Annotated in this window: 11 protein-coding genes, 3 pseudogenes and 1 riboswitch; of the genes and pseudogenes, 12 read left to right on the plus strand and 2 right to left on the minus strand. The window is 71.3% G+C overall.

Going from position 1 to position 11,893, the window contains the following annotated elements; genetic code table 11:
- A pseudogene (locus GTW43_RS11900) lies at window positions 1-659 on the plus strand (hypothetical protein); the annotation flags it as partial.
- Entirely contained in the window at window positions 656-1,840 is a 1,185-nt protein-coding gene (locus GTW43_RS11905) for an FHA domain-containing protein (protein ID WP_343245973.1), read from the plus strand. The pseudogene GTW43_RS11900 and the gene GTW43_RS11905, both read left to right, overlap by 4 nt.
- Window positions 1,841-1,876: 36 nt before the next feature.
- Here GTW43_RS11905 and GTW43_RS11910 read toward each other — a convergent pair whose 3' ends face one another.
- Together GTW43_RS11910 and GTW43_RS11915 are read right to left on the minus strand one after the other, a co-directional pair.
- Window positions 1,877-2,266, minus strand: a complete 390-nt coding sequence (locus GTW43_RS11910; RefSeq protein WP_237536542.1) for a hypothetical protein — start codon at window positions 2,264-2,266, stop codon at window positions 1,877-1,879.
- Between the two features lie 78 nt (window positions 2,267-2,344).
- A complete protein-coding gene (locus GTW43_RS11915) occupies window positions 2,345-3,835 on the minus strand; it encodes a carboxylesterase family protein (protein WP_161301625.1) in 1,491 nt (496 codons plus the stop codon).
- Between the two features lie 101 nt (window positions 3,836-3,936).
- Between GTW43_RS11915 and GTW43_RS11920 the strand changes: the two genes are divergently transcribed.
- From GTW43_RS11920 to GTW43_RS11960, 10 genes and pseudogenes are all read left to right on the plus strand, one after another.
- Window positions 3,937-4,536 carry a TetR family transcriptional regulator C-terminal domain-containing protein gene (locus tag GTW43_RS11920; RefSeq protein ID WP_161301626.1) on the plus strand — a complete coding sequence of 200 codons (600 nt, stop codon included), beginning with the start codon at window positions 3,937-3,939 and terminating at the stop codon, window positions 4,534-4,536.
- Between the two features lie 395 nt (window positions 4,537-4,931).
- Window positions 4,932-5,270 (plus strand): annotated as a pseudogene (locus GTW43_RS37985) (M23 family metallopeptidase); the annotation flags it as partial.
- 93 nt (window positions 5,271-5,363) lie between these two features.
- Complete coding sequence (locus tag GTW43_RS37990) at window positions 5,364-5,507, plus strand: LysM domain-containing protein (RefSeq protein ID WP_343245975.1); 144 nt, start codon at window positions 5,364-5,366, stop codon at window positions 5,505-5,507.
- A 136-nt stretch (window positions 5,508-5,643) separates the two neighbouring features.
- Window positions 5,644-6,417, plus strand: a complete 774-nt coding sequence (locus tag GTW43_RS11930; protein WP_161301628.1) for an SDR family oxidoreductase — start codon at window positions 5,644-5,646, stop codon at window positions 6,415-6,417.
- Between the two features lie 96 nt (window positions 6,418-6,513).
- A complete protein-coding gene (locus tag GTW43_RS11935) occupies window positions 6,514-6,843 on the plus strand; it encodes a nuclear transport factor 2 family protein (protein WP_161301629.1) in 330 nt (109 codons plus the stop codon).
- Between the two features lie 62 nt (window positions 6,844-6,905).
- A pseudogene (locus GTW43_RS11940) lies at window positions 6,906-7,643 on the plus strand (MerR family transcriptional regulator); the annotation flags it as partial.
- A gap of 153 nt (window positions 7,644-7,796) precedes the next feature.
- A riboswitch (cobalamin riboswitch) is annotated at window positions 7,797-7,939 on the plus strand.
- A gap of 83 nt (window positions 7,940-8,022) precedes the next feature.
- Window positions 8,023-9,039, plus strand: a complete 1,017-nt coding sequence (locus GTW43_RS11945) for an ABC transporter substrate-binding protein (protein WP_237536543.1) — start codon at window positions 8,023-8,025, stop codon at window positions 9,037-9,039.
- Between the two features lie 23 nt (window positions 9,040-9,062).
- Window positions 9,063-10,130, plus strand: a complete 1,068-nt coding sequence (locus GTW43_RS11950) for an iron ABC transporter permease (protein ID WP_343245974.1) — start codon at window positions 9,063-9,065, stop codon at window positions 10,128-10,130.
- Window positions 10,127-10,921 (plus strand): ABC transporter ATP-binding protein, encoded by a 795-nt coding sequence (locus GTW43_RS11955; RefSeq protein ID WP_161301632.1) that lies wholly within the window; start codon window positions 10,127-10,129, stop codon window positions 10,919-10,921. Before GTW43_RS11950 ends, GTW43_RS11955 begins: the two co-directional genes overlap by 4 nt.
- Window positions 10,922-11,402: 481 nt before the next feature.
- The coding region (locus GTW43_RS11960) for an MFS transporter (protein ID WP_343245976.1) at window positions 11,403-11,893 on the plus strand (491 nt) is incomplete at its 3' end.

Below are 11,893 nucleotides of genomic sequence, written 5' to 3' on the forward strand. Positions count from 1 at the left end.
ACGGGCCGCGCCCCGCGCCAGGTCCGCAGCAGCCGGCGGGCGTCGGCGGCCGTAAGCAGCGCAACCCGGTGCTGATCAGCTGCCTGTCCGTCGGCGGCGTCTTCCTCGCCCTGCTCGTCGCTTTCATCGCCTGGCTCTGGCCGAGCGACACCCCTGATCCCGGCCCCGGGCCCGACCCCGGACCGACGTCGCAGAGCCCGACCCACAACGACAGGGACAACGGCGGAGAGCCGGAGAAGATCATCGATGCGCAACCGTTCGCCCTGCGCGCGCCGGCCGAACCCGAAGTCCGCCCGGTCGATCTCGACGAGCCCAGGATCTATGCCCATGACGAGACCGACGACGGCAACGAGGAGCTCGTGATGAGCGAGGTGGGCGGCCCGGACTCCGGCGGCCGCTGGGAGTTGCAGACGCCCATGGGCATCAGCAGCGGTGCGTCGTACGCCAAGTGCAAGCAGGCCCCGGGCAGCAATGCGCTCTCGGGGAGCATCGAGAGCACCGAGCTGAAGCGGCAACGGACCATCAAGGTGGGCACGGTGCTGTGCACCAGGACCAGCGAGGGCAATCTCGCGATGCTCGTGATCGAGCGGATCACCCCGTCCAGCGGCTCCGACCTCCCGGACATCCAGACGAAACTGACCCTGTGGGGCGGTGAGTGACGCTGGACCTCGACGACATCGCGGCGCACCTCACCGACTCCCCCGAACAGGCCGACGCCCTGATCGACCTCTCCAATGTCGTCCGCGACACCGCCATCGGTGGCCCGCACGCGCGCTCCCTCGACCGTCTCGGCCTCGTCCTCGACGCCCTCGCCCGGCGTACCGGCGATCGGAACGCGACGGCCTACGCCCTGGCCGACCGCAGCCTGCGTCACCAGGTCCACGAGTACCCCGACCGTACGGAACCCGCCCTGCTCGTGGCATGGATCGAGTCCGGCCTCGTCGAGGAGCTGCCCGACGCCGACGAGCGGCTCCTCGACCTCGCCGAGGGCCTCGGCCTGCCGGTGATCAGCCGGGACGGCTTCGCCGACTTCCGCCTCACCCACCCCTGGATCCAGGGCAACACCACACAGTTCCTCTCCCCTGTTCCGACTCCCGTACGGGCCGTGAAGCTCGCCGAGCGGGACATGGGCATCCGCAGCCCCGCGCAGATCTCCCGCAAGCTGGAGGAGTCCGACCTGAAGGCCCACGGCCTGCTGGCCGGCCGCAACCGCAGGCCGATGACCGAGGTCGTACGCCGTCACTGGCGCTGCCCGGAGCGCAGCTGCACCCTCTACGACAGTCACAGGGGCAGCGCCGTACGCCTGCCGCGCATGAAACGCGGTGTCCCCGTCTGCGAGGTGCACCGCACCCCGCTCCTCGACGACGGGCCGCGCACCGGGATCGCGCAGTTGAAGCTGCTCGTGGAGGGCGACTGTGTCCACCGCTTCACGCTCGATGTCGACTCGACCGTGATCCTGGGCCGCGACCCGGGGTCCGGAGGCATCTCTCTGTACGACCACATCGACCCCGAGCGGCTACGCCGTATCAGCCGCGCCCACCTGTCGGTCCAGGTCTCGGCACAGTCCCTCGCCCTGCGGAACCTCGGCGGCAACGGCACCCGGCTCCGTCGAAGCGGCGCGCGGCAGTCCGGCCCGCTCACGAACGAGGACCGTGTCGCCCTTCACGTGGGCGACACGGTCGAACTGGCGGCAGGCATTCACCTCGCCCGCAGCGCCCGCCGCTTCCCCGCCGAGATCGCCGCGGCATGGCAGTCCAGCACCAACCGGCGGCAGACTCCGCGGTCGGCCGCCGCGACCACGATGCTCGGCGAGAGGGCCACGGACGCCGACTCCGGTTGACAGGGAGCCGGTGGCGTCAACGGCGTCGCCGTCGCCTCAGTCCGGCCGCGCCTCCGTCTGCTGCCGGCCGCCCTCGTCGGACTGGTCGTCTCCGTATCGGGCCGGATCCGGCCAGAGTGCCAGATCGGCCCCGCCGTTCCATGACAGTTCCGGCGCCCTGCCGTAACCGAGCTCTGCCGGAAACAGGCTCAGCGCGAGCAGAAGGGCCTGCCATGAATCGACCCCCCAGATGGCGGTGACTCGCTCGACGCTGCCTGCTCGGCCGCTGATGCGGCAGGGGCAGTACCAGTCGCCTCCCTCTGCGGGCACCTGTACGGGCATCCCCACCTCGAGCACCACAGGATGCGTCGAGCCGTCCGCTGCCGTGGAGGTCAGCTCTCGCCGGGCAATGACCTGCCCCAGCTCAGGCACGTTCGAAGGACTCATGCCGCCAGCCCACCACACCCGTCCCCGCCGGGCTCGTCGCCGCGCAGTCAGAGCAGTCGTAGGTGCCGCCCCGTGCCATCACGGACACGCGAACGGGGCGGGCGGGTGTCCCTCCCAGATCTGGCGCGATGCCTGTTCGGGGTAGGGCAGGGTCTTCGACTCGGCGTCCAGGGCGCGCGTGAGGAGCTCGCCGGGCCGGTGGGCGGACCAGCCCGCGTCGCCGGTCGTGACGAAGCGGACCCATGCCCCCTGGAGTTCGCGGGAGAGCGCGACAGCCTCCGAAGAAGGCTCCGCGCCGACGAGCTGGGCGCCGACGGGGCTGTCCAGCGTGCCGAACGCCAGGGGGAGATCGAGGCTGTGGCAGGCGCCCAGGATGCCGTCGCGCACCGGCGCGGCCCAGCACAGTTCGAACAGGTACGACGTGCCGCCGGCTGCGGCGTTCGCCTCGGCGAGCTTCTGTGACGGCATGCGAAAGAGGGCGTCGGAGTACACCGCCTCCACCAGCTCCTCGGGCCCTGCCTGCGCAAACGCGGCGCGGTAGGCGCTCGCGCCGTCCGGTTGCGGGGCGTGCAGTTCCAGGGCTGCGCGTGCGTCCTCCTCGGTGTAGGTGCCGTGCCGTCCGCTCATGACGCTGAAATACCGGAACTCGTCCCGGGCATGACCGACCAGCAGGTCGATCCCGCGGGCACGCGCACCGGTCAGTGCGGACCAGGGCGTGTCCGGGAGGACCTCGCCGTCGACGACGGGGCACAGTGCGGTGCCGGTGTCCGTGATGCGTCCCCAGCGGTCCCGGTGTGCGTGCAGGCCTGCGTTGAAGGAGGTGAGTTCCGCGGCCAGGTGCCACGGGTCGATGTCGCGCAGCGCCTCGGCGGTGGGGGCCTGCGCGCCGAGGCGGTCCGCGAACGCGGCGGTGACCTGGCGCGCCAGCGCGGGTGTGCTGTGCAGCCCCGGCACCGAGTGGGCGATGGCCCGCCGGAACAGCCCGCGCGCGGACTCCATCGTCAGCAGGGCGGCGACCGAGCCCGCCCCTGCGGACGTCCCGCCCACGGTGACCCGGCTGGGGTCGCCTCCGAACGCGGCGATGTTGCGCTGGACCCACTCCAGCGCCGCGATCTGGTCGAGGAATCCGCGGTTGGGCGGGGCGTCGTCGAGGAACGCGAACCCTTCCGCGCCCACACGGCAGTTGACGGTCACGACGACGACTCCTGCCTCGGCGAGCGCTGCCGGGTCGTACATCGGGTCGCTCGACACCGCCGAGACGTAGCCGCCCACGGGGAGCCACACCAGTACCGGCAGTCCGGCCGCGCCGGGGTCCGGGGTGCCGATGTCGAGCGTCAGCCAGTCGGTGCCCTGCGGGGGCACGTCGATCGGCAGGGACAGCGGCACCACGGGTCCGAACTCGACCGCCGGTCGCGTGCCCTCCCACCGGTGCGGCGGCGCGGGTGCGGCGAAGCGGAGCGCTCCGACCGGCGGCCGGGCGTAGGGGATGCCGCGGAACACCGCGTGCCCCTTCCGTCGGCGCCCCTGCACCACGCCTTCGGTGGTCCGCACTGTCGGCTGTCCGGACATGTCGATTCATCTCCTCGCGTGAGCCGCCCACAGTTTTACGGGTCAGCTGTATTATGTCGACTGTACTGGAACGATCGACGGGCACGAGGGAGCAGTCGGCGATGCCGAAACAGGTGGATCACCGCGCACGCCGCGAGACGATCGCCCGCGCACTGTGGCGGGTGGTCGAGCAGCGCGGCGTCACACAACTGACGATGCGCGTGGTGGCCCAGGAGGCGGGCATGTCACTCGGCCAGCTGCAGCACTACTTCGCCTCCCGGACCACCATGCTCTCCTTCGCCATGGACTTCGCGTCCGAGCAGACCGCGGCGCGCGTGCAGAAGGGCCTCGTGGCGCTCGGCGACCGCCCGCACCCCCGCGACGTGCTGCGGCTGACCCTCGCGGAAATGCTCCCCCTTCACGCCGACGCCCGAGCCACCAGCCGGATGAGCGCCGCCTACGTCCTCGAGGCGCTGCACGACCAGACCGTGCACGACCAGGCCCGCCGCGGTCTCGCCCAAGGGCGGTCTCTCGTCGAGCAGTTGATCCGTCAGGCGATCACCGACGGGTACCTCACCGCCGACCACGACCCGGCGACCGAGACCGCCCTGCTGCTCGCCCTGACCGGCTTCGGCCCCCTGATCGAACTCGCCGTGATCGAGCCACAGGACGCGCTCACCGCGATCGACATACATCTGGACCGGCTGTTCAGCAGGACGTGACCCTTCCTCGGACTTCGACTTCGGCCTCGGCTTCGGCTTCGGTGCCCGGGGGCAAGCTCGGCCCTGGCACGGGTCACGTTCCCCGGCGCTGTGCCCGGGCAATGCCGGAGAGTGTGCCTCCGGGGCACACGACGTAGGCGCGGGTAGCTGGCCGGGCTCCGGTCCGCCGGCGCATCGATGCCATCGTGACGCCCTTGAGGTCGATCTTGAGTGCCGGTTGCCGTCGACCCGACGAAGACCTTCACGAAACCGCAGGTCGCAGGGGTTCGGCCGGGTGGTGGCCCGCTCCGCCGAATGCGCTACCCGGACGTCGCCGGTACAACGGAATCATGAGCAACGGATCCTGGACGATGCCCGTCGACAAGGGGCGGGTCAGCGCGAAGTACCGCCAGCCCGGTTCGTGGGCGGCCGGATTCCACACCGGCGTCGACTTCGCCGTGCCGACCGGCACCCCCGTCAAAGTGGTCGGCCCCGGCACGGTGGTCACCGCGGGGAAGCAAGGCGCCTACGGTAATGCGGTGATCGTCAAGATGGACGACGGCCGGTTCACGCTGTACGCACATCTCCAGTCGCTCGACGTGAAGACCGGGCAGTCCGTCGGCGGCGGACAGCGCCTCGGCCTCTCCGGTGCCACCGGCAACGTGACCGGTCCGCATCTGCACTTCGAGGCCCGCACACGCAACGAGTACAACGGCCACACCGATCCGATCGCTTATCTCGCCGGGCATGGTGTGGGCAAGGCGAGTAGCGCCAAGAAGACCACCGCGAAGAAGGCGACGGCCAAGAAGGCACCGTCCAAGAAGGCACCCGCACCGGCGACCTACACGGTGCGCGCCGGCGACACACTGTCCGGTATCGCGCTCTCCGAGCTGGGAAACGCGAGCCGCCACGCGGAGATCGCGAAGCTGAACGGGATCTCGAACCCGGACCAGATCCACGCCGGCCAGAAGCTCAAGCTGCCCGGCGCGTAGGAGCTGGCCGACACGTAGGAACTGCCGTCACCGCCACGACCAGCTGTGGCCTCGACCGCACGACTCGTAGGGGCCACAGCAACGTTGTCGGCGCGCGGTTGAGTCTCTCCCGGGGGGAGGGTCCAGTGTCGGGTTCATGAACAGCAAAGACCTCGACGGGCGCGTCGCCGTAGTGGCGGGCGCCAGTAAAGGGCTGGGCCTCGCGGCAGCCCGCCGGTTCCGAGACTCCGGGGCGTGCGTCGTCACCGTGGCCCGCACACCGCCCGACACCGACGATCCCCTCTTCGTGCGGGCCGACCTGAGCACACCCGAAGGGGTTCGGTCGGCATCGGACGCCGTCGGCAGGCTGGTGGGCGTGCCGGACGTTCTCGTTCATGTGGTGGGCGGCTCCACCACCCCCGCCGGCGGATACGCGGTCCTCGACGAGGATCTGTGGGCGCGGGAGCTGGCGCTCAATCTTTACCCCGCAGTACGTCTGGACCGCGCGCTGCTTCCCGCCATGGTCGAGCGCGGTTCAGGTGCTGTCGTGCACGTGACGTCGATCCAGCGCCGGATGCCGCTCCACGATTCGACGCTCGCGTACGCCGCGGCCAAGAGCGCTCTGACCACCTACAGCAAGGGGCTCGCCAACGAGGTCGCGCCGGCCGGTGTGCGGGTCAACTGCGTGGCGCCCGGCTTCATCCGCACGGACGGCGCCGAGCACCTGCTGGCACGCCGGATGCGTGAGGGCGGACTGTCCCGCGCGGCCGCCCTCGAGGAGCTGATGCAGGTACTCGGAGGCATTCCGTTGGGCCGACCGGCAGAACCGGAAGAGGTGGCCGAGGTGATCGCCTTCCTGGTCTCCGACCGGGCGAGCGCCGTCACGGCAGCCGAGTACGTCGTCGACGGCGGCACCGTCAGAACCGTCTGAGCCCCCAGGCCCTCCCGACACACACTCCCCCTGTAAACACACGCCCCCTGTACACACGCACACGCACACGCACACAGCAGAACCCAGGAGATGGCCATGCAGGACCTCCAGAACGCGCCGGAATTCGCGCAGGCGTACTTCGCCGCAGCGGCCGCCGCCTCGTCCGATCAGTACATCGCCCTGTTCAGCGACACCGTCGTCGTACGCGACGACGGCCACACCCACCGTGGGCTCGCGGCCGTGCGGCGCTGGCACGACGCGGCGCCGACCGTGCTCTACGCCCTTCGCGAGGTCACGGGCACGGCCACCGCGTGCCAGGCCGTCGCGGAGGTCTCCGGGGACTTCCCCGGCAGCCCGGTCGACCTGCGGTTCGCTTTCGAACGCGACAGGACGGGGAAGATCACTGTGCTGGACATCTCCGTCTGACTTCGTGCCGCCCGCGGGGAGCCGTCCGTACCGGCACGCACACCGACCGGCAGGAGCGCACCGTGACCGAGCGGCTGACCATCGGCGAGTTCTCCCGGATCACCCACCTGAGCATCCGGGCGCTGCGCCGCTACCACGAGCAGGAACTGCTGGTCCCGGCCGAGGTGGACCCCGCCACGGGCTACCGCTACTACGCGCTCGGGCAGGTCCGTCCCGCCCTGACCATCAGACGGTTCCGCGAACTCGACCTGCCGCTGGCGGACCTGCGGCGCTACCTCCAGGCCGAGGGCGCCGACGAGACGCCCTCCCGTGGCGCGGGGCAGGAGATCGTCGCCACGCATCTGCGGCGGCTCGAGGACCGGCTCGGTCGCACCCAGCGTGCGGTCCGGGCGCTCCGGGAGATCCTCGACCCGGACACCGAGCGGATGGTGGGCCTGGAGACCCTCCCGCCGCGGCACGTTCTCGCCGTGTCCCTCGACGTATCAGCCGACGCGGACCTCAGCTGGTACGGCAGGGCCATGAACGACCTGGACTCCGCGGTGACCGGGCGACCCGTGGCACCTCCGGGCGGGCGGTACGCGCACAGCCTCTTCACCGAGGGCCACGGGCACGCCACCGTCTACCTCCCGGCCGAGCCTCCGGCGCCGCCCGGGGCTCCGGACACCGTGCGCGAGCTCAGACTGCCCCGGCGCGCCGCCGCCGTCGCCACGCATCCGGGGCCGCACGATGATCTCGACCTCACCTACGCCGCTGTGGGGACCTACGCGGCGCAGAACGGTCTCCGGCCGGGCCCCCTCGTCGAGGAGATCTATCTTGTCGGGCCCCGCGACACGGACGAGCCGGAGCGGTGGCGCACCCTGGTCGCCTGGTTGCTGGCGCCCGGCTCTCCCTCCCCGCCCGGGCAGGGTCAGGTCGCCGAACGCGGTGCGGGCCGGTTTCCCGATCGCCCCGGGCATTACGTACGATCACCAGGTCAAAGCCGCGGCAGGAGCCAGGAAGCCGGTGTGAGTCCGGCACGGTCCCGCCACTGTGACCGCGCAGGTCCGACGGATCGCGCGCGGAAGTCAGGTCACTGACCTGCCGCGGGCCCGATCCGAGGAGCGCGGACTCCGCAGGAGGCTTTTCATGCACGACGGTCACAGCCGTCCCCTTTTCTCGTCCCCCGTGATGTCGTCTCTGATGTCGTCAGCCTGGCGCCGGCGCCGCTCGGCGCGTGTCGCCGCGGCCGCCACCGCGCTGTCGGCGGTCCTGCTGACCGGCGGCTGCGGCTCGTCCGGCACCGGCGCCGGATCTCCGGGAGCGAGCGCTCCGGCGGTGAAGGGCTTCCCCGTCACCATCGACAACTGCGGGGTCAAGACGACGTACACCAGACCGCCGTCCCGCGCGGTGACCATTCACCAGCACCCGGCCGAACTGATGCTCTCGCTGGGCCTCAAGGAACGGATGGCCGGGACGTCGTACCCGGACTCGGCGGTGCTGCCCGAACTGCGCGAGGACTTCTCGTCGATCCCGCAACTGTCGAAGGAGGCACCGTCGTTCGAGAAGGTCCTCGACACCGATCCCGACTTCGTCTACGGCGGCTACGCGAGCGCGTTCGCGGAGAAGGAGGGCCGCTCGCGCAAGGCGTTCGCCGACGCGGGCATCGACACCTATCTCAACCGGGAGAACTGTGCCGGCAAGCAGGGGGTGACCATGCAGGACACGTACACCGAGATACGCACCATCGGCAGGATCTTCGGTGTCCCCGACCGTGCGTCCACCCTCGTCTCCACCCTGCGTTCGCGTGTCGCCGAGGCGGGCCGCGCCGTCAAGGGAACACGGGACGTCTCCGTGTTCGTGTACGACAGCGGTGACAAGTCCGCTTTCACCGCGGGCGGAAAGGGACTGGGCAACGAGCTGATCAAGCTCGCCGGCGGCAGGAACGTCTTCTCCGAGCTGGACGACGTGTTCGGCGACGTCTCCTGGGAGCAGGTCGTCGACCGCAGGCCCGACGTCATCGCCATCTACGACTACGCGGGCACCAGCGTCGCGCAGAAGAAGAAGTTCCTCCTGTCCCAGCCCGCCCTCGCCGACGTTCCGGCGATCAAGAACAAGCGCTTCGTCGTGCTGCCGTTGACCGACACCCTCGTCGGTGTCCGCTCGGCCGACGCGGTGGGCGAGCTGGCGCGCGGGCTGCACCCCGAGAGCTTCAAGTGACCGCTTCCACCACGGAGGTTGCCGTGGTCGAACCGGGTCGCAGGGCGCCCGGCCGAGTGTCGTTCGCCGCGGTCCTCGCCGTCCTGACCGTGCTCCTGTTCGCGTCGCTGACCGCCGGGCTCGCCCTCGGCTCGGTCCACGTACCGCCCGGTCAGGTGTGGGGCATCGTCGCCCATGCGCTCGGCGCCGACGGGTCCGAACCCACCTGGACCCGGGCGCGCGAGACGATCGTCGTCGACGTCCGCGGACCGCGTGTCCTGCTCGGCGCGGTCACCGGCGCGGGCCTCGCGGTCGTCGGTACGGCGCTGCAGGCGTTGGTGCGCAATCCGCTCGCCGAGCCGTACCTCCTCGGGATCTCCTCCGGGGCCTCGCTCGGCGCGGTCGCGGTCATCGTGTTCGGGGTGAGCGTGTTCGGGGCGGTGTCCCTGTCGGCGGCCGCGTTCGCGGGGGCACTGGGCGCGCTCGTGCTCGTCTACGCCGCCGCCCGCACCGGCGGCCGGATCACCTCGCTGCGTCTGATCCTGGCCGGGGTCGCCGTCTCCGCGGTGCTCAGTGCGCTCCTGAACCTTCTGCTGCTGACGACGGACAACGGCCACGAGGCGCGCACCGTCCTCGCCTGGACGCTGGGCGGCCTCGGTGGGGTGTCCTGGGGGACGCTGTGGCTGCCGGGGGTGGCGCTGCTGCTCGGCATCGCCGTTCTGATGGTGCAGGCACCGAACCTGAACCTGCTGCTCGCCGGAGAGGAAGCGGCCGCCACGATGGGCCTGGACGTCGCGCGGTTCCGGGCCCGCATGTTCGTCCTCGTCTCCCTCGTGACCGGTGTGCTGGTGGCCGCGGCCGGTCCGATCGGCTTCGTCGGCCTGATGCTGCCTCACACGACGCGCCTGCTCGTCGGCGGCGATCACCGGCGGGTGCTGCCCACAGCCGCGCTCGCCGGCGCGGCGTTCCTCGTCCTCGCGGACATCGCCGCACGGACCGTCGCGGCGCCGCAGGAGATCCCGGTCGGCGTCCTGACCGCCCTGTGCGGAGGGCCGTTCTTCCTGTGGCTGATGCGACGCGACGCGCGAAAGAACGCGGGAGGCCCGGCATGACGGCCACCGAGCTCCACGTCGAGGGCGTCACGCTCACCGCGGGCGCCCGGCGGCTGGTCCACGACATCACCCTGACGGCCCGCCCGGGTGAGACCATCGGCCTCGTCGGACCGAACGGCAGCGGCAAGTCCAGCCTGCTGCGCGCCGTCTACCGCGTCCTGCGTCCAGCAGCCGGCACGGTGCGCGTCGACGGCGAGGACGCCTGGACACTGCCCCCGCGCCGGCTGGCTCGCGCCCTGGCCGCGGTGGTGCAGGACACTCCTCCCGGCCTCGATCTGAGCGTGCGCGAGGTCGTCGCGATGGGCCGCACCCCGCACAAACGCCTCCTGTCCGGCGACACGGCCGAGGACACCGCGCTGGTCGAGGCCGCACTCGCCTCGGTCGACGCGGCCGCCCTGGCGCACCGCTCCTTCGACCGCCTGTCGGGCGGCGAACGTCAGCGGGTGCTCATCGCCCGCGCGCTGGCCCAGCAACCGTCGCTCCTCGTCCTGGACGAGCCGACCAACCACCTGGACATCCGGCACCAGTTGGAGATCCTGAGTGTTCTGCAGCGGCTGCCCGCAACGGTTCTCGTCGCCCTGCACGACCTCAACCTGGCCGCCTACTACTGCGATCGGCTCTACGTCCTGCTGGACGGCGCCGTCGTCGCGTCCGGCCCACCGCACGAGGTACTCACTCCGGACCTGCTCGCGGAGGTCTACCAGGTACGGGCCGAGGTCGCCGTGCATCCCGGCACGGGCCGCCCCCAGGTGACGTTCCTGCCCGCGGACGCGCCGGTGCCCGACGCGTAGGGGGCTCGAGCCGGGGCACGACGGTCGGCTCACGCATGACACCGAGGTCCGTTTGCGCCCCCGGCCGGATGACCTATTCTGTCGGAGGTCATGTGCGGTGGAGTCTCTGCCGCACCCTTCGGCGCTTTCGGCGTCGGTGTATCGCGTGCCCGGCATGGAGGAGGTGGGAAACATGGACTGGAACGGCACAACGAGTGTTGCGGCCATAGTTGCCCCCGGCCGTGTGCCCCCGTTCGGCGCGCGGTAGGAATCTCTCCCCTCCCTCTGCGGCACCTCATGGTGGTGTCCGCTGCTCTCGCGATCCCTTGTGTCGCGTCCAGGGGTGCAGGACCGCGCGTCTTCTCCTGCACCTCCGACACGGAATGTGATCGCCTTGACCAAGCAGTCCTCCCCCGGGGGCACCGCGCCCACGCCGGTCCCCCACACCACCGCGAGAGCGGCCGAGTCGCCCGATCCGAGGCGGTGGTGGGCCCTCGCCGTCATCGCGGGTGCCCAGCTCATGGTGATCCTCGACGGCACGATCGTGAACATCGCCCTGCCCTCCGTCCAGCACGGCCTCGGCATGTCGGACGCGAACCGGCAGTGGGTGATCACCGCGTACTCGCTGGCCTTCGGCGGCCTGCTCCTCCTCGGCGGCCGGATCGCCGACCTGGTCGGCCGCCGACGCACCTTCATGATCGGTCTGGCCGGGTTCGCCGCCGCCTCCGCGCTCGGCGGTGCGGCCGACGGTCCCGGCATGCTGTTCGCGGCCCGGGCCCTGCAAGGGGCCTGCGCGGCAGTCCTGGCCCCCTCCGCACTGTCGCTGCTGACGACGACGTTCACCGACCCCGCCGAGCGCGGTCGGGCGTTCGGGATCTACGGCGCGCTCGCCGGTGGCGGCAGCGCCGTCGGCCTGCTGGTGGGCGGCCTGCTCACCGAGTACGCGACCTGGCGCTGGTGCCTGTACGTCAACGTCCCCCTCGCACTGGCCGC

It is taken from the genome of Streptomyces sp. SID5785 (genome assembly GCF_009870065.1).
Lineage (GTDB): Bacteria > Actinomycetota > Actinomycetes > Streptomycetales > Streptomycetaceae > Streptomyces.

Coding starts and splice junctions, on each gene's coding strand:
- GTW43_RS11910 (WP_237536542.1), bottom strand. CDS start 2,266: ATGAGTCCTTCGAACGTGCCTGAGCTGGGGCAGGTCATTGCCCGGCGA.
- GTW43_RS11915 (WP_161301625.1), bottom strand. CDS start 3,835: ATGTCCGGACAGCCGACAGTGCGGACCACCGAAGGCGTGGTGCAGGGG.
- GTW43_RS11920 (WP_161301626.1), top strand. CDS start 3,937: ATGCCGAAACAGGTGGATCACCGCGCACGCCGCGAGACGATCGCCCGC.
- GTW43_RS11930 (WP_161301628.1), top strand. CDS start 5,644: ATGAACAGCAAAGACCTCGACGGGCGCGTCGCCGTAGTGGCGGGCGCC.
- GTW43_RS11935 (WP_161301629.1), top strand. CDS start 6,514: ATGCAGGACCTCCAGAACGCGCCGGAATTCGCGCAGGCGTACTTCGCC.
- GTW43_RS11945 (WP_237536543.1), top strand. CDS start 8,023: ATGTCGTCAGCCTGGCGCCGGCGCCGCTCGGCGCGTGTCGCCGCGGCC.
- GTW43_RS11955 (WP_161301632.1), top strand. CDS start 10,127: ATGACGGCCACCGAGCTCCACGTCGAGGGCGTCACGCTCACCGCGGGC.